This is a genomic window from Bernardetia sp. Wsw4-3y2 (genome assembly GCF_037126295.1).
Lineage (GTDB): Bacteria > Bacteroidota > Bacteroidia > Cytophagales > Bernardetiaceae > Bernardetia.
The window spans coordinates 3,965,139-3,984,172 of the sequence record NZ_CP147017.1 but is presented as its reverse complement, the minus strand read 5'-3'; the positions used below and the strand labels follow the sequence as shown (position 1 = coordinate 3,984,172).

The window sequence follows — 19,034 nt, the reverse complement described above, 5'->3', positions numbered from 1 at the left end:
TTTGTGTATAGTTTATTTCATTCATTCAAAATTACTTGACTTATTAGTGAGAGGTTTATATGATTTTTATGTAATAATAAACCTAAGGATAGAGTGTTCAGAATTTCAAAAAAAAATTCTACAAAAAATAATTATTTTAAATCATTTTCTTTAAAATTTAGCTGCGTAGCTGCGAAATATGGGTAGAAACGAAAAAATATCAAGTTCAAAAAGCTGCGTAGTTGCGAAATATTGTTGTTTGATGTTTGAAAACTGTAAAATTTCAACATTTCGCAGCTACGCAGCTAAAATACACTACATTTTTGAAAATCATAATTACAAAACTGTAGGAAAAAATAAACTAATTATTAACACCTTACCCTTAGGGCTTGGAGATTCTACTTTTTCACTTTCTCTTTTTTCTCTTTTTTTGCTTGTCCGTTCGACTCTTTAGCTTCTTTTTTCTCCTTTGGATCTAATTCTAAGAATGGATACTCATAGCTTGTTGGAGCATTAAATGTTTCCTTGATTGTACGAGGACTTACCCAACGCAAAAGATTCAAATACGAACCTGCTTTGTCGTTTGTTCCTGATGCTCTTGCACCTCCAAATGGCTGCTGACCTACAACTGCACCAGTTGGCTTGTCATTGATATAAAAATTACCTGCGGCATTTTTAAGCTTTTTGGTAGCCAATTCTACGGCTGTTCTGTCGTGTGCAAAAATAGAACCTGTCAAAGCATACGGAGAAGTTTGGTCTGTAAGCGTAAGAATATCCTCAAAGTCATTTTCTGGATATACATAAATTGTCAAAACAGGTCCAAAAATTTCTTCACACATGGTTACATATTTTGGATCGTCTACTTTCAAAACAGTAGGTTCGATGAAATAACCTTTTGATTTGTCATAATTTCCACCTGCAATAACTTTGACATTTTTGTCTTTTTTTGCGTTGTCTATATACTTAGCAATTTTATCAAATGATTTCTCATCAATAACAGCATTTATAAAATTACCATACACTTCTGGAGAACCCATTTTGATTTCCGAAAGCATATCTGTCATTCTTTCTTTTACTTCTTTCCAAATATTTTGAGAAATATAAGCTCTTGAAGCAGCCGAACATTTTTGTCCTTGGAACTCAAAAGCACCACGAACAAGTGCAGTAGCAACTTGGGCAGCATTTGCTGTATGATGAGCCACCACAAAATCTTTTCCACCTGTTTCGCCTACAATTCTTGGATAACTCTTATAGTTTTGGATATTTTTTCCAATTTCTTTCCAAATTGTTTGGAATACACCTGTACTTCCTGTAAAGTGAATACCTGCAAAATCTTTATGATTAAAAATTACATCGCCTGTTTCAGGACCATCTGTAAAAATAAGATTGATAACTCCTGCTGGCATTCCTGCTTTTTCGAAAACTTCCATAATTACGTGAGCAGAATAAATCTGTGTAAATGCTGGTTTCCAAACAATAACATTTCCCATAAGGGCAGCCGAAGCTGGAAGGTTTCCTGCAATAGCCGTAAAATTGAATGGCGTAAGGGCAAAAACAAAACCTTCTAAAGGACGATATTCTAATTTATTCCAAATTCCATCTGAAGAAACAGGTTGTTTTTCATAAATTTCTTGCATAAAGTAAGCATTGAAACGCAAGAAATCAATAAATTCACAAGCTGCATCAATTTCTGCTTGATACGCATTTTTAGACTGACCTAAAACGGTTGCTGCATTAATTTTAGCACGATATTCTCCTGCCAAAAGGTCGGCTGCCTTCAAAAAGATAGTAGCACGGTTTGTCCAAGGCAAATCTTCCCAAGCCTCTTTTGCTGCTAAAGCTGCACGGATTGCTTGTTCTACATGACCTTTATCACCGTAATGAAAATGTCCTAGTGTATGTTTGTGGTCGTGAGGAGGAGAAAGACGCATTTTTTCTTCTGTACGTACTTCTTGTCCACCAATTACCATTGGAATATCTAATTCTTGACTACGTAATTCTTTGATTGCTTTTTTGAGAGCTTCACGTTCTGGAGAGCCTGCACGATATTCTAAGACAGGTTCGTTTTTTGGAAAAGGAATAGAAAAAATGGCATTTTGCATATTAAAAATGTGCTTTAGAGTGTTATGTCGAAATAATTAAACTTTTATGATAAAGCAAAAATACAAAACGGATTTGAGAATTGGTAATTTTGCTACTTGATTTTTCTATGTCGTTGGTTAAGACAACAACAACTGTTATCGATGTCTTATTCTAACAATTTTCATTTCACTCTCAATCCTAAGTTGAAGTTAATTGAAAATGAATCATATACCTTCCCACGGTCTCAGATAGATTTTGATAACCTATTAAATAATTTTGTTCAACTTAAGCTCATAATGATAATAGGTCAATACTAGAAAGTAAAAAAATCTTTTTCCCTAATACTCCAAACTATTTTTCATTTTTCTTAAAAAAACAAAAACTTAATGTTTAACCTCACGTAATAACAAAGTGCATACCTCTCTTTATTTAGTAATAATTTTGTATTTTTGTATTGTATTTCAATACTTTAGATCTTTATAATCAACCCAAAATCAACACTTATTATTCATCTATCTATTTCTTTACTGCGTAGAAATAGGTAACTTATATTTACTAAACAATAATCTTGACTTACCCTTACCCTTCATTACTTTATGAAAAATATATTTACTACTTTTAGATTTTCTTTTTTATTACTTTCTTTTTTCTTGTTACTTTGTCTTTCTTTTACACCTTCTGTGTTAGGGCAAGACTTATACTCACTTTCTGGAGGAGATGCAACATTAACAACCACTTGGTCATTTGATAACTGTTTTTCTACACAGTCAGTAGCAGGGGTAATTCCCAGTAATTCAACTCCAGTTACCACAATATGTGCAGGAGAAGATGTATTTATTCCTATTGGAGGTTTTCTTGAGGTAATAGACTTAGAAATTTATGGAGGCTTAACACTTCAGAATAATGCTACATTGATAGTAAATGGTAATTTAACGATTCACTCTGGAGGAATACTAACTACTACTAATAATACTGGAGATAATTTTGATTTTATTTTCAGAGGTAATATCACAAACAATGCTACTTTTAGATTACGTCAGTCTTCACATACTTTATTTGAAACTACTCCACTTTCAATAACTAATAATAGTGGTAATATGCGTTTTTCAGAAAGTTTAGGTAGTGGTACTTGTCAAATCGATACTGACGTTATTATCAATAATGGAACAGGAGATGAAATACAACTTTGGGGTAATGGTGGTATAAATATAAATGGAACTCTAACAAACAATAATACTACAGGAGTATTAGCTCCTAACTTTTTGACAGGAGGAGGTTCTTTTCAAAATAATGGTAGATTGATTATGCGTTCTAATATTTTATCTGATGTAGCTAATTTCAACAGTTCTTCTATATCTACATTTGAATATAACTATGCAGGAGATGGAGATATTCGAGGAGGGGTAACTTATGGAACTTTAGAAATAACAGGAACAGGAGTAAAAACGCTTCAAGCAGGAACAACAACGATATTAGGAGATTTAGATAACAATACAGGAAATAGTTTTAATACAACTACTAACGCTACTGTAGTCATCTTTGATGGAACAACTCCACAAACCATCAGAGGAATAACGACTACATTCTATGGTTTAGAGATAAGTAATCCTGCACATGTTACATTTGATGATTTTGTTCAAGTTAATAATTCATTAGATTTAGATGATGGAAAAGTCATTCTCACTTCTGATAATTTTAGATATAATGGCACAGATGCTAACCTTACTCATACACCAAACTCTTGGATACAAGCGACAACTACTAGCAGAAAGTTTTTACGTAATTCAGGTTCTGCTACTTTTCCAGTAGGAGATGCTTCAAATAAACAAACTGTTTTTCTTTCGAATGTTAATACAGGTACAGGTGTTAGTTTTATTAACCCATCTACTATATCATCTCCTAATAACATGGGTTCTTGGCACATAGGTGCTAGTCTCACTACTGATATAGAGTTTCAAGCACCACAAGGTGCAGGGCTTACAAACAGTTCCTTGGTTCATATAGAAAGTGCAGGTAACTGGTCTCCAATAACTCCTACTAGTTTTACTTCTCCCAATTACAGAATAAATAATTATACTGGAGGTGCAGGAGAGTTTACTATTTTCACGCCACCTTCAAATGCTTTTATTACAAAATGGAAAAGTGACAATCCTTCTGGAGCAGGAACTAATAGTCAGCAAGTACGACTTCCTATTGTTGGTGGTTCTTATTTTGTCTATTGGGAAGAAGATGGTAACGCAGCCAACAACTCTGGAGGACAGTTAGGTCCTTTTAGTGGCTCTCAAATTATTGATTTTGGTACAATAGGTATATATAGAGTAGAAATATCAGGTACGTATGATAGAATAGTTTTTAATAATGGTGGAGACAGACGAAAAATTCTAACCATAGAACAATGGGGAGACAATGCATGGACAAATATGAATAATGCTTTTTATGGCTGCTCTAATCTAACTTATAATGCTACTGATGCTCCAGATTTATCATCAGTACCAATTATGAATCTAGGACTTATGTTCGCAGAATGTCCAGCTTTGGTAGGAAATTCGAGTATAAGTACTTGGGTAACTGATAATGTTACAGATATGCGATTTATGTTTTCAGGAGCAACACTGTTTAATCAAAACATCGGAAGTTGGAATGTAGGTAGTGTAACGAACATGGAAGGTATGTTTCAAGGATCTCAGAATTTTAACCAAAATTTGTCTTCATGGGTAACTACCAATGTAAATAATATGAACAGAATGTTTAATGGAGCTACTGTTTTCAATAATGGATTATCTAGTGGAGTAAGTGCAAGTTTAGTATGGAACACAAGTAATGTTGCTAATATGCAGTTTATGTTCCAAAATGCTACAGCTTTCAATCAAAATGTAAGTTCTTGGAATGTGAGTAATGTAAGTAACATGGCTAATATGTTTGCAGGAGCAAGTGCTTTTAACCAAGATATTAGAAGCTGGAATACTTCCTCAGTTGTATTTATGGGTTCGATGTTTAATAATGCAACATCTTTTAATAATGGAGAGGCAACTAATGGAAGCAACAACCCCTTGACTTGGAATACATCTTCTGTAACAGACATGAACTATATGTTTTATAATGCATCAACTTTCAATCAAGATATAGGTGTTTGGAATACACAGAATGTGCAAAACATGGCACATATGTTTGATCAAGCTGTTTTGTTTAATCAAGATATAGGTAGTTGGAATACACAAAATGTGCTAGACATGAACTCTATGTTTAGGCGTGCTGAATTATTTAATAATGGAGCTTTAAGTAATACAAATAGTACCCCTCTTCCTTGGAATACATCATCAGTATTAAATATGGATGCTATGTTTTTTAGAGCAAATAGTTTCAATCAAAATATTGGAGGGTGGAGTACAAGCAATGTTACCACTATGGAAAACATGTTTAATCTAGCTTCTGTATTTGATCAAGATTTGAGTGCTTGGGATATTAGTAGTATTACTATCCCTAATAGTATGGAGGGTATGCTCAATGGCACAATCATGTCTCAAACTAATTATGAAAATACTCTCATAGGATGGGCAACTATAGTAGGTCCTGAAACAATACCTACAGGCATTACATTAGGAGTCAATGGAAGAACTTATTGCTCTACCAATGCTATTACAGCAAGATCTGAACTAACTTCTGCTCCTAACAACTGGACTATTAATGGAGATGCTCTAGCTTCTCCTACCTGTTTACCTTCACAACCCATCGGTAACCGAGGCATGTATTTTGATGGGATAGATGATTATGTGGATGTAGGAACTGGACTAAACAGTACATTTAACTTTAGTAATTTTACAATAGAATCTTGGATAAAAATAAATTCAGCAGAAAATGGAATTGTATCTAATCGTCCTAGTAATGCCAATAATGGTGCAAGTCTGGCAGTTAATGGTGGACGAGTAAAGTTTACTTTACAAGGAATAGCAGGAGGAGATATTCAAACTTCAAATATACCTGCTGAACTCTTAGAAAATAATAAGTGGTATCATATTGCTGCTACTTACGATGGAAGTAACGCAAAGATATACGTAAATGGGGTAGAAAAAGCAAATGTATCAATTACTGGGTTTTCTTCTTCTTCCTCTTCTTTACTTATAGGTAGGACATATTTTGATAACTCTGCCTCATTTATATCCACTAGAGGTCAAATAGACGAAGTAAGAATTTTTAATTCTGTTCGTAACGCAGTACAAATTCAAGCCGATATGGGCAGTAATACACCAAATGGAGCATTAGGATATTGGAATTTTGAAAATGGAGAAAATCAAATAGCATTTAATTCAGGCTCATTATTTTCTGCTGCTGATGGACAGTTGGGTTCAGATGCTCTAGGAGATATAAATGACCCTCTTTGGGCATTACGAGTAAAAAATACAAATGATAGTGGTGCAGAGAGTTTTAGAGAAGTTATTGATGGTGATGGTGTTTCTATTGATGGAGCAAATCAACTAGCAGGGAAAAACTATATCGATTTTAGTATCCCTACTTCTGATGCTAATTATAATTCAAGTACTGGAGTATGGACAATACAATCACTAGCAGGCATTACTAATGCCATATCTGATGAAGCTCTTATTGATGGGTATTCTGCTTTTGACTCAAAAGCTGCTACAAACCTTGCTCCTGCTGATATAAAAATACAATTAGCAGCACCACCTTTACCAATAGCTTCTAGTACGCTAACTCTTTCAGGTTCGTCTTCTATTAGTGTAAAAGGCTTATCTATTCAACAAAGTGAGGGTTCTGGCTTGGCTGCTCTTTGGCTTTCTGGAACAGCAGGACACTTTATAGAAGGAAATCATATTGGTGTTGATGCAGCAGGTATTGCTTCTTACCCAGCTACACCTACTAGTGGAGCTTTAGTCATGCAGAATAGTTCTAATAATACTATTGGTGGAACAAGTCCAGCAAGTAGAAATATAATTAGTGGATCGTCTACTAATGGAGTTCGAATAGATGGTACATCTTCTAATAATACTATCTTAGGTAATTATATTGGGGTAGGTGCAGATGGAACTACTCCTCTTGCAAATGGAGGTAATGGTATTTTTATCAACACAACAGGAATAAATAATAATATTGGTAATGGAACAATAGCAGGGCAAAATATCATTGCTAATAATACTAGCTTGGGAATTAATGTGACTGGAGGAGCTACTCAAGCTACTATATCCTATAATAGTATATACCTTAATGGAAGTGGAGGAATTAATATTGCTACAGGAAGTAATGCTGACAAACAAGCTCCAGTAGTAGATACAGCTACTCCATCTCTTATTTCAGGAACGTGCGAACTTTCTACCGATATAATAGAAGTCTTTGATAACAATCCTTCTGAAACACAAGGAAGAACTTATTTAGGAAATGCTACTGTTGCTGGAACTACTTGGACTTTTTCTTCAGGAACATTTACAACAAACAACTTTATAACTGCGACAGCGACAGCTACTGATGGAACAAATGCAGGAAATACATCATCTTTTTCTAATGCTGAACCAGTAGTAAGTGCGCCAGAAATAGAAGTTAGACATGAGCTATATGCACCTGCAAACGAAATACTGTCTGGCTCTTCTGCAAGTGGTTATACGATTTATGGAGGAATGCCTATTTGTTCTGGAAATGTGCAAAAACATTTCAGAATTTATAACACAGGTACAATAGATTTAGAGGTAAGTAATATTATCTTTACTGGAGCTAATCCAACAGATTATTCTATCAGCCCCTCAACAACATCTATTACTATAACACCTGGTAGTTTTCATCAATTTTCAATTCAATTTGCTCCGACTGCTGTAGGTACTCGTACGGCAATTATAAACATATCCAATAACGATAGTGATGAAGCTACTTATACATTTGATATAGAAGGAACAGGAACAGCAGATACTACTGACCCAGTTACTCCAACTCTAACAGATATTACAGCAGAATGTAGTGCAACTCCTACAGCTCCAACTACAACTGATAATTGTGCAGGAACAATTATAGGAACAACAACAACTACTTTTCCTATTACAACACAAGGCATAACCCTAGTAACTTGGACATTTGATGATGGAAATGGAAACATCATCACAGCAGACCAAAATGTAATTATTAATGATGTAACTGCTCCAGTTCCAGATTTGACTTCACTTTCAGATGTAACAGCAGAGTGTCAAGTAACAAGTCTAGTAGCTCCAACAGCAACTGATAATTGTGCAACAACAGTAACAGTAACAAATGACGCTGCTCTTCCTATTTCTGGAGAAGGTACAAATGTAGTAGTGACTTGGACATATGATGATGGAAACGGAAATACATCCACTCAAACTCAAAATGTTATCATTGATGATGTGACGGCTCCAGTTCCAGATTTGACTTCACTTCCAGATGTAACAGCAGAATGTCAAGTAACAAGTCTAGTAGCTCCAACAGCAACTGATAATTGTGCAACAACAGTAACAGTAACAAATGACGCTGCTCTTCCTATTTCTGGAGAAGGTACAAATGTAGTAGTGACTTGGACATATGATGATGGAAACGGAAATACATCTACTCAAACTCAAAATGTAATTATTGATGATGTGACAGACCCTACAATTACAGCACCATCAAACGTAACTGTAAACACAGACGCAACACTTTGTACAGCTTCAAGTGTAAGTTTAGGAACTCCAACAGGAACTGATAACTGTGGTACAGTTACATTTTCAAATGATGCTCCTAGTGAATTTACTATTGGCTCAACAGTAGTAACTTGGACAGCAGACGATGGAAATGGAAATACAGCAATAGCAACCCAAACTATTACTGTTACAGATAATGAATTACCAATCACAACATCTATATCTAGCATAACTGTATCTCCAAACCAAGGTTGTACTTTTTATAATGAGAATAATCAGAATCCTTCTTATATTTCTGATGGAATAGCAAGTGATAATTGTGGTATTGATACAAACGGTTACGAATATAACTTGACAGGGGCAACAGTAACTACTATTCCAGTTTTTACTTTAGAAGATTTAATATTTAATGAAGGAATAACCACTGTTACTTGGAGAGCAAAAGATATAAATGGAAACTTCTCCTCACCAAGTGAGCAGTTTACAGTTACAGTTATAGATAATGCTCAACCACCTATACTGACAGCAATGCGTGATTTCACAAGAAATACAGACCTAAACAATTGTTATTATACAAATAGAACAACAACAACTTCTAATCGTATTCCTGATGGAACAGCTGCAGATAATTGTGGTGTTGCCTCATATCGTTACTTATTAAGTGGAGTAACCCTAGGAGATGTGTCTTCTTTAGAAGGTATTCGCTTTAATCAAGGAATTACAGATGTAACTTGGACAGCCACAGATAGAAATGGCAATACTTCTGCCCCTAATCAATTCACAATTACTATTATTGACAATAAAAACCCTTTTATTCAAGCTCCTCAAGATGTTACAAAACTAACCAATCTCTATGGATGTACATCTACTAGAGACAGTTTAGATATAGGTACTCCACTAGCTTCTGATAACTGCTTATTTAGAGTTTTCAATAATGCACCAGCAGAATTTCCTCTTGGAGAAACCATCGTCACTTGGACTGCCATAGATTCAGCAGGAAATACAGCTACTGATGAGCAAGTCGTTACCATTGAAGAACAATATTATGTTACTCCTAGTGATTCACTTATTTTGGTTCAGATGTATAATGAAATGGGAGGAGCATCTTGGAATAATCCTTGGGATTTGAATACACCTGTTTCTACTTGGAATGGTATAAGGGTTAGTTGTGGAGAAGTTGCTTCTATCAATTTATTTAGTAATAATCTAACAGGAACTCTTCCGTATTCTGTTCTTAATTTAGCCAGAAGAACAAACACTGATTTCTCATTAAATATCAAAGGAAATAGACTTAGTTTCGAATCAGCAGAAGATTTTGTTGGAGCTATTCCAAACTTTACCTATTCACCACAAGCTAAAATTTATGCCCCTCGTACTGAAATTGTTGGACAGACTGAGTCTATTACATTCAATTCACAAACTCAAGGAAACTTCAATACTTATCAATGGTATAAAGATGAAAATCCTATTGCTGGAGCTACAAATTGGGAATATACAATCCCAAGTGCCCTTCCATCAGATGCAGGTATTTATACGTGTAAAGTAAGCAATACAGTAGCTACTCAACTTATATTAGAAAGAAATCCAATTAACTTACAAATAGAGGGATTTGTAGAGCCTACAGATTCACTTGCTTTAGTACAGCTTTTCTTAGATACAGGAGGAGAAACTTCTTGGACACAAACTTGGGATTTGACCCAACCTGTTTCTACTTGGTCAGGAGTTACTCTTTCTGGAAGCAAAATAACAGAGTTAGATTTGTCTTCCCGTAACTTGATAGGCACATTACCAAATGTATTTGATGCAGAGTTATTCTCTGAACTGCGTTATTTAAGTTTCTTTGATAATAAATTGGAAGGACAAATTCCTGCCTCTATTGGAAATATTACTACACTAACTTATCTAGACTTAGATAAAAATAACTTTGAAGGAAGTGTTCCAGTTTCGTTTGGTAATCTTATCAATCTACAAGCTCTTTGGTTGTCTAGAAATAACTTAACTAGTATTCCAGAAGAAATTGGAAATATGAGTAATTTGAGAACACTTTATCTCAATGATAATCAGTTTGTAGAAGTTCCTCAAACAATAAAAAATCTAAGAGAATTAAATGTTTTGAATGTTAGTGATAATCAACTCAAAGAATTACCAAGTTCAATTACAAATCTCACAAAACTAATTGCATTTTATGCTAATCGAAACTACATTAGAACTATTCCAACAGATGTACAAAATCTAGTTAGTTTAGTGACATTTGAAATAAATACAAATCACCTGTCTTCTTTACCAAGTGGCTTTTTACAACTTAGTAATCTATCTGAATTGAGAGTTTCTGAAAATGAATTAGAGTTTGACGATTTATTGCCTTTCTCAAATCAAAACTATTCTACATTTGAATATGCACCACAAGCTCTCATTAATCAAGAAGAAAATATTTTGGCTATTCTTAATTCATCTCTTTCTTTTGTAGTAGAAACACAAGGAAGTGGAAATAATTATCAATGGTTTAAGAATGGAAATTCTATTGCAGCCACTCAAAATATAACTCTAAATAGAATTAGTAATAATGATGTAGGAATTTATACTGCACAAGTTACCAATTCTAGTTTACCAGATTTGACTTTACAACGTCGTTCTATTACTCTAAATGTAGAATGTCAAGCAGGACTAAATTTTGAAATTAAACAACCTATTCAAACTGTGTTTTGTGAATCTCAACCTTTTGGACTAAAGTTAGAAATTGCTACTCAATTCACAGATGCTCAAAAAATTACTTGGAGAAAAGAGGGTGTCATCTTAGCTTTTGCAAATGAAAACTCATATACTGTTACAAATGCAGGAACATATACAGCAGAAGTTTTGACAGCAAACGGTTGTACAGCACTTTCAAATTCTGTAGAAATTACTGTTCTTCCTCAACCTGAAATTAGTATTGATTTAGTCAATGAAGAAATACTGACAAGTACATTGAATAGCCTAGAAACAGTTACTTATCAATGGTTGAAAGATGGAGTTCCAATCGAAAATGCCTTTGAAAGCACCTACAAGCCAATAGAAACAGCAGAATATAGTTTGCTTGTTTCGACAGAGACAGGTTGTAGTTCAATTTCTGAAATAATTATTTTCACAAAAACAATTACAGCCATAGAAGAGCCAAAAGAGTTACGAAATTTAGAGATCTTTCCTAATCCAAATAATGGTAATTTCTTTATAGATTTTGGAACAGCTTCTCCAAATGGTGAACCTACTTTTATCTTAATTGACGCAATTGGTAGAAAAGTAGTACTCAAAACAGAACAAATTTCTTCGTCTCGTTATAAAGTCAAGACAACTAATCTTGTAGGTGGAATGTATCATCTACAAATTCAAACAAAAGATGGGCTTGCTTTCCGTAAGTTTATAATAGAAGAATAGAAAAACTATTTTATAACTCTGTCTAGTCCTGAAATAGTGTTACAGTTTTTTAGATAGATTAAATATATATCAGGCAGTCTTAAGATTGTCTGATTTTTCTTTTTTATAGGTTCTTATTTCAATATTTTCCTTTTGATGTGTTTGCTCTGGTGTTTGCATATATAAAGAAAAATGAGGTCTTTCTTGATTATATATTTGTACACTTTGTTGTACTAATTGTTTCATCCAAGTCAAATACGATTGTTGAGTTTCTAGTAAAAACTCTTGTTTGAGAATACCATTGACACGTTCTGCTACTGCATTTTCGTAAGGGTCATAACATTCTGTCATACTACAACGAATACGATTTTTAGTTAAAATCGTCTGATATTCATCACTACAATATTGGACACCTCTATCTGAATGATGAATCAATTCTCGTAACGGATAATTTCTGTTTTTCAATGCCATTTTTAAAGCATTTGAACAACCAACAGTCTCTAAGCTATTAGAAACATCAAAACCAACTATTTTCTTTGAATACGCATCAGTAACCAATGCCAAATACATCGGATTTTCTCGTGTTCCAATATAGGTAATATCACTTACCCAAACTTGTTCTGCTCCATCTACCTTCAAGTTTGCAATTAAATTTTTATGCTTTTTGAAACGATGAAAGGAGTCTGTAGTAACATGATACCTCCGTTTAGGTAAAATAAGAAGATGATTAGCTTCCAAAATACGAAATAGTTTATCTCGTCCCACTTTTAAAGCCTTTAAAGGAATTTTTAAAATGTGGTAAAGTTTACGAGTACCCACTCGTGGCATTCGATGTCTAACTTCTTTGACTAAATCAACTACTTTTTGAGCTAATTCTTTGTATTTATCTGTCCGAAATAAAGAATAATAATATACCCGTCTAGATATCCCAAGCAATTTACAGGTCTTTTCAATACTGGTTGCAGGCTGTTCACTAAATGAACTAACTACTTGGGGTTGGAGTTTTTTCGTATAGAAATTTTATATTCTTTTTCGGCTAAGTCAATCATCATGTCAAACAAAATGGCTTTCTTATCTAAGGTAGATAATTCTTCTTGTAGAGTGGCATTTTGTTTTTTAAGAAGACGAATTTCCTGCTCTTGTTCCATTAAACGTTGTTCTGCTGTTTTCATAGGACGAATTACTTTATAAGAATGATCAAAATTACCGTATTTTTTTAACCAGTTCACAACAGTATGACGACATTGAATACCATAATTCCGTTGTGCTTGAGTTATTGTAAAAAGACCTTGTTCTATTTCCTTAACTACTTGAAGTTTGAACTGCATGGTATAGTCTTTCTGTGTACGTTTTACATAGGTACGTTCCATAATAAAATTGGTTGTGTAACACTATGTTAGGACGAGACACTCTTCACGCAAAAACTCCTTTATTTTTTAAAAAATAAAGGAGTTTTTAATTTAAAGTTGAATATACTTTATTTTATTAGGCTTTAAATCCAACTCTTCCATGTACAAAAAAGTCATATCCACCTTCTTGTGGCTTTACTTCTATGATATTTGCAAGGGTCATATTTACCAAAATTGTTGAGGCTTCTTCTTGTGAAATATTGACTAAGTTAGCATATTCTTCTAAATTAATGCGCTTATGAGAACCTAAATATTGCAAAAGAGTTCTTTCATGTTGTCCATATTGTAACAAAACATCTTTTTCATTTGCTCGGGCTTTCATAATTTTACGCATTTCTTTACTTGCTTGTGCGCTTTTATCTGCAATCCGTACATATGCCTTTCCTACTCGGGTATTTTTTTTATACAATAAATAAATAGGTCGGTTTGGATGTGGCTCAAAATCAAAAACAACTACTTCGCAACCATTTGTATAAGGAACTGGAACTCTATAAATTGTATAAGTGACAGCAGGCTTACAAAAATCTTCCATTGCTTTTTCCATCATATAAATAGCTTCATCAGGATATTTTAGCCCAGGAATAAGTCCATCATCTGAAACACCAATACATAACTTTCCTCCATCAGTATTTACAAAAGCGACTACTTCACGCAATATTTTTTGAGGGTAATATACTTTTCGCTTAAACTCTATATGCAAGCCTTCTCCTTCTGCAACCAATCTTTTAAGGTCTTTGTATCTCATCGTATGTGTCATGGCAACTTGTATTTTAGTGTGGATAAAAGAATACTACAGAAAATAAAATTTGTACACAATTTTTAAATATGAATCTTTAAAAGACTAATTTTTATGTTTCAAATTAATTTTGATTGTACTATTCACTAAAAAATAAAGGGGGAAAGAACAAACAAAGTTCCTTTTGATTCTACTTTAATTGATAAAATAAAATCAGTTATTCTTTACTTCTCAATGCTCTTGGTCAATAATATAAATTCCTGCTAAATGCCGTCCATAATTATCATAGTCTAAACCATAACCAACCACAAAGTGATTAGGAATAGAGAAAGCCACATATTTAGGAGAAATATCAAATTTGAGTGCGCTAGGTTTGAAAAGACAAGTAGCAATTTCTATACTAGCAGGCTTGTGAGAAGAAAGTTCTTTCAAAAGTTTGTCCATGGTAGTACCTGTATCAACAATATCTTCCACCACAATCAAATGACGATCTTTCAATTCTTCATTTAGTCCCTGAATTCCTAGTAAGTCTTTAGCATTATTAGACGATTTATCTTTTACATAAGAAGAATATTTTAAAAAAGATACTTGGCAAACCGTATCCATCGAACGAACTAAATCGGCTGCAAAAACAAACGAACCATTCAAAATACATAACAAAAGAGGTTTTTTGTCTGCATAATCAGTTGCAATTTGTTTTCCTAATTCCTGTACACGTTGATGCATTTGCTGCTCTGACAAATAGGGTACAAAATATTTGTCTTGAATAAGTAAGCGTGGAGTAGATTTCATAGTTAATAAAACTACAAATTTTGTACATTGTTTTGAATAGTATCAGAAATTTCTCTAAGAAAAATAAGACAAAAAAAAACCGAACATTCTAATAATGTTCGGTCATCAGGTATAAATAGATGTCATATTCTTTGTAGTTATATTAATAACAGAAACTTATAAAATCAAAACTCATAAAAAGATAGAATCTTTACTAAGGATTTTGAATTGTACTACTCTTTGTGTGGTTACTTCCAGAAACACGATTTTGTTTGTTTTTAGCAGCATCTTTTGCTTTCTGACAAATCAAACGCTCTTTCTTATTTTCTTGATCACAAGTTTTCTTAGTAGTTGGTTTTGTAGAGCTAGTAGTTTCTACACCTTCTTCATTAAAATTTGCATTATTATTTTGCAATTCCATGTTTACATTCTGATTTATAATTTCAGAATCATGATGACGAATGGTTACTACTACTTCTGAGGGTTGAATTGAAGATTCATCTATCTCATTATCTGATATCTGCGTATAACTGTTTTTTGATTTTTCTGAGCTTTCCCACAAGAAATTACTTTTGGCATCTATATTGAGAAATATAGTTTGTCCAATTGCTCCAAAAACAAGCAGGAAGAGAATAAATAGTTTTAATTTCATGATTGTAAATGTATTAAATAAAAAATCCTAATTTATAGTTTTGTGTGATATAACGACCTTATTTCTACTGCTAGAATGTAAAAGTTTAACTAAAAATTAACTTTACTAAAGGCTTCCACTTATATAGACACTATTTTTTAACAAACGTTGCATCTTATTGAAAAATAATTCAAAAAAAATTTTAAGAAAACAGGAATATTTAAAATTAACAAAACCATATAAATATCTTTTTTCTTTTTTTTACAAAGTTACAACCATTTTTTCATAAAATAGGTAGCCTTTTTCATAAAAAACTTACAAATTTTAACAAAAAATTAATTAATTTTTAGTATGTCGCTTCTTTAAATTAAAGACGTAAAAAAATAATTTTCCCCCTACACTTATTTTATTGAATTATGTAAATTTAATTGTACCTACAAGAATAACGAACGATGTATAGTATATTATCTTAAAAAAGAGAAAAATGTTTAAGTTTTTATTAAAAAAACCTTAACATTTTTCAACAAAAGTAAAAATCATGCTAAAGCCTTGTTTTACAACTCTTTAAATGTCTCAAAAATAGCTGTATTCATGGCACAAAAAGGTGGATTCTCTAAATTTTCCTTATTATATTCTAAATCTGTATCTGTCTCTGCATTTAGAATGAGTCCTCCTGCTGCTTTCAAAATTGCTTCTCCTGCTGCTGTATCCCACTCCATAGTTGTTCCGTTTCTATAATATAAATCGGCAATTCCTTCGGCAACTAGACAAAATTTGACTGAACTTCCTTTCTTACGAATTTCTTTGACATTAAATCTATTCAAATAATTATTGTCTTTTGCTCCAGAATGCGAACGACTTTTAAAAGCAATTATTCCTTCTTCATTTTTACGTTTGCTCACCTTAATAGCTATTTTTTTAGCTATTTCTAGTGTATTTTCTTGATTTAGCTCTTGTTTGTATGCTTCTTTTCCAAGTTCCCCCACATACAAAATACCTGAAACTGGAACATAAATAATTCCTACAATTGGAACATTGTTTTCTATTAAAGCAATATTTACTGTAAAGTTTCCATTTCTTTTTACAAACTCTCTAGTTCCATCAAGTGGATCGACAAGCCAAAACTTGCTCCAGCTTTTGCGTTCTGAATAAGGTGTGATTTTTCCTTCTTCAGACAAAATAGGCAAACCCAAAGGTTCTAAATATTTTTCAATAATTTTGTTTGCTTCCTTATCAGCAAGTGTCAGAGGCGACTTATCAGATTTATAACTTACAATATTATCTGTTGTATAATCTGTATCATTTTCATTATCAAATTTATCATAAATTTCTTTTATGCGCTCGCCTGCTTTTACGGCTGCTTTTATCGCAATTTCTATCATAGTTAGAATTAGTTTAGAGTTAAGGACTAGAAAAAGAACTACAAACTTGTTTAAGGCTAGAGAAAAATAGTGCTGTGGTACAAAAAATTAAAACCAATTTATTGTACTTTTAAAAGCCTTTTTCTCCCAAAAGAGGCACAAAACGAAAACCTCCAAAGTTTTCTTGTTCTATAGTTTTTTCGTCTTTTTTGGTATAACGACACATAATTTGGCTTTTACGGTTTCCAACAGGAACAACTATTTGTCCTCCTATAGTCAACTGATTAAACCATTCTTTAAAGGCTTGAGGAGAATTTGGTGTGGCTGCTGTTACCAAAATCTTATCATAAGGCGCATTTTTAGAATATCCTTGTGAACCATCTCCACAAACTAAACCCACACTTTGAAAATCAAACACTTCTGAATAATGATGTAAATTCTCTAAAGTATGCTTTGCTTTTTGATATAGATTTTCATGAAATTCTATACTTGTTATTTGCGCTTTTTTATTCTTACAAAGCTGTACCAAAATAGCTGTTTGATAAGCAGAACCTGTTCCTATTTCAAGAATTTTCAGTGTTTTATTCGATTCAAATTCCTGTATGCCTAGAAGTTCACTTTGATAAGCAACAGTATAAGGTTGAGAAATAGTTTGTCCTTCTCCAATAGAAAAAGCCTTATTTTGATAAGCATGTTCTAAAAAAGCACTATCCATAAAAAAATGCCTAGGAACAGTCAAGATAGCATTCAAAACAGCATCATCTTTTATTCCCATTTGAATAATTTCGTCAACAAGCTGTCTTCTTAATCCTTGATGTTTATAAGTATCTTTTTGCATTTTTTATTATCCTATTTTATTTTTCTGATATAGAAAAGACCTGTCTTTTAATTATACCCGTCTTTCCTTATTTGATGCAACGAAATTTGTAGCCTTACCATTGTTGGTGTCTCCAGTGACGAGATAAAACAAGCTTTATTTCTCTTCAACCATTTTTATAAAAATATCATTAATGGAAGGTAGTTTTTCTTGCATAGAAATTATTTCGTAATTATCCCTAATTTTATTTGTAGTAAGTTCTTGTACTAGTGCATTTTTGGGAGCATTTTCATTTATTTTTACAGACGTAATATAGGTTTGAAAATCTGTTTGCTTACTTTTTTCCAAGATTTCAAAATACTTACCACTTTCTGTGATAGGTTTATCAGTCTGAACTTCAAAAATATGTGTTCGATGGCTCATTTTTATATCTGCCTTTTTGCCTTCAAATATTTTATGAGATTTATTAATTAGGGCTATCGTGTCACAAAGTTCCTCAACTGATTCCATTCTATGTGTCGAAAAAATAACAGTTGTACCTTTTTGTTGAAGTTTAAGAATTTCATCTTTTAAAAGATTCGCATTAACTGGGTCAAAACCAGAAAAAGGCTCATCTAAAATCAATAGTTTTGGGTCATGCAGAACGGTTGCTACAAATTGCACTTTTTGCTGCATTCCCTTCGAAAGTCCTCCTACCTCTTTGTCCCACCATTCTTTCATTTGGAAAGTAGCAAGCCAATATTTTAATTTTTTCTGAATTTCATTTCTCGGAATTCCTTTTAACCTACCTAAATAAATAAGTTGTTCGCCTACTTTCATTTTTGGATACAGTCCACGTTCTTCAGGCAAATAACCAATTTTAGAAATATGCTTTGGCGAAAGTTCTTCTCCTTCAAAAAATATTTTACCACTATCTGCACCCGTAATTTGAGTAATGATACGAATAAGCGAAGTTTTTCCTGCTCCGTTAGGCCCTAAAAGCCCATAAATACTTCCTTTCGGAATTGAGAGACTAACACCTGCAAGAGCTGTATGATTATGATATTCTTTTCGAACATCTGAAATAGTGAGAATAGTGTCGTTATTATTCAAAATTAAACTGGGTTTGTGGTTTATTTTATCAGAAAACAAAAATACGAGGAATAATTGTGAATTATAAATGGTGAATTATAAATTATGAATAGAAACTCTGACTTCTTAGGAAGACTACAAAAATAAATTTACAT

10 protein-coding genes are annotated in these 19,034 nt (G+C 32.9%); 1 reads left to right on the top strand and 9 read right to left on the bottom strand.

What is annotated here, in order from left to right; genetic code table 11:
* Nucleotides 1–377: 377 nt before the first annotated feature.
* Complete coding sequence (gene pruA / locus V9L05_RS16350) at nt 378–2,081, bottom strand: L-glutamate gamma-semialdehyde dehydrogenase (protein ID WP_338812919.1); 1,704 nt, start codon at nt 2,079–2,081, stop codon at nt 378–380.
* 576 nt (nt 2,082–2,657) lie between these two features.
* On the opposite strand from pruA, the gene V9L05_RS16345 reads away from it, so the two are divergent.
* Nucleotides 2,658–12,104 (top strand): BspA family leucine-rich repeat surface protein, encoded by a 9,447-nt coding sequence (locus V9L05_RS16345; protein WP_338812918.1) that lies wholly within the window; start codon nt 2,658–2,660, stop codon nt 12,102–12,104.
* A gap of 69 nt (nt 12,105–12,173) precedes the next feature.
* Here the strand turns inward: V9L05_RS16345 and V9L05_RS16340 are convergent, their stop codons facing one another.
* The 8 genes from V9L05_RS16340 to V9L05_RS16305 all read right to left on the bottom strand — a co-directional run bounded on the left by V9L05_RS16340 (nt 12,174) and on the right by V9L05_RS16305 (nt 18,900).
* The gene (locus V9L05_RS16340; protein WP_338811879.1) at nt 12,174–13,019 is read right to left on the bottom strand and encodes an IS3 family transposase; all 846 of its coding nucleotides are present in this window, start codon (nt 13,017–13,019) and stop codon (nt 12,174–12,176) included.
* A gap of 50 nt (nt 13,020–13,069) precedes the next feature.
* On the bottom strand, nt 13,070–13,453 hold the full coding sequence (locus V9L05_RS16335; RefSeq protein ID WP_338811880.1) for a transposase: 384 nt from the start codon (nt 13,451–13,453) through the stop codon (nt 13,070–13,072).
* 115 nt (nt 13,454–13,568) lie between these two features.
* On the bottom strand, nt 13,569–14,249 hold the full coding sequence (locus tag V9L05_RS16330) for an RNA-binding domain-containing protein (RefSeq protein ID WP_338792153.1): 681 nt from the start codon (nt 14,247–14,249) through the stop codon (nt 13,569–13,571).
* A 210-nt stretch (nt 14,250–14,459) separates the two neighbouring features.
* The gene (gene hpt, locus V9L05_RS16325; RefSeq protein ID WP_338792154.1) at nt 14,460–15,020 is read right to left on the bottom strand and encodes a hypoxanthine phosphoribosyltransferase; all 561 of its coding nucleotides are present in this window, start codon (nt 15,018–15,020) and stop codon (nt 14,460–14,462) included.
* A gap of 193 nt (nt 15,021–15,213) precedes the next feature.
* Nucleotides 15,214–15,651, bottom strand: a complete 438-nt coding sequence (locus V9L05_RS16320; protein WP_338792155.1) for a hypothetical protein — start codon at nt 15,649–15,651, stop codon at nt 15,214–15,216.
* A 533-nt stretch (nt 15,652–16,184) separates the two neighbouring features.
* Nucleotides 16,185–17,012 (bottom strand): 3'(2'),5'-bisphosphate nucleotidase CysQ, encoded by an 828-nt coding sequence (cysQ, locus tag V9L05_RS16315; protein WP_338792156.1) that lies wholly within the window; start codon nt 17,010–17,012, stop codon nt 16,185–16,187.
* Between the two features lie 109 nt (nt 17,013–17,121).
* Nucleotides 17,122–17,829, bottom strand: coding sequence for a protein-L-isoaspartate O-methyltransferase (pcm, locus tag V9L05_RS16310; RefSeq protein WP_338812917.1), 708 nt, complete (start codon nt 17,827–17,829; stop codon nt 17,122–17,124).
* A 135-nt stretch (nt 17,830–17,964) separates the two neighbouring features.
* On the bottom strand, nt 17,965–18,900 hold the full coding sequence (locus V9L05_RS16305) for an ATP-binding cassette domain-containing protein (protein ID WP_338812916.1): 936 nt from the start codon (nt 18,898–18,900) through the stop codon (nt 17,965–17,967).
* Nucleotides 18,901–19,034 lie beyond the last annotated feature (134 nt).

Coding starts and splice junctions, on each gene's coding strand:
- V9L05_RS16335 (WP_338811880.1), bottom strand. CDS start 13,453: ATGGAACGTACCTATGTAAAACGTACACAGAAAGACTATACCATGCAG.
- V9L05_RS16320 (WP_338792155.1), bottom strand. CDS start 15,651: ATGAAATTAAAACTATTTATTCTCTTCCTGCTTGTTTTTGGAGCAATT.
- V9L05_RS16345 (WP_338812918.1), top strand. CDS start 2,658: ATGAAAAATATATTTACTACTTTTAGATTTTCTTTTTTATTACTTTCT.
- cysQ (WP_338792156.1), bottom strand. CDS start 17,012: ATGATAGAAATTGCGATAAAAGCAGCCGTAAAAGCAGGCGAGCGCATA.
- pcm (WP_338812917.1), bottom strand. CDS start 17,829: ATGCAAAAAGATACTTATAAACATCAAGGATTAAGAAGACAGCTTGTT.
- V9L05_RS16330 (WP_338792153.1), bottom strand. CDS start 14,249: ATGACACATACGATGAGATACAAAGACCTTAAAAGATTGGTTGCAGAA.
- hpt (WP_338792154.1), bottom strand. CDS start 15,020: ATGAAATCTACTCCACGCTTACTTATTCAAGACAAATATTTTGTACCC.
- pruA (WP_338812919.1), bottom strand. CDS start 2,081: ATGCAAAATGCCATTTTTTCTATTCCTTTTCCAAAAAACGAACCTGTC.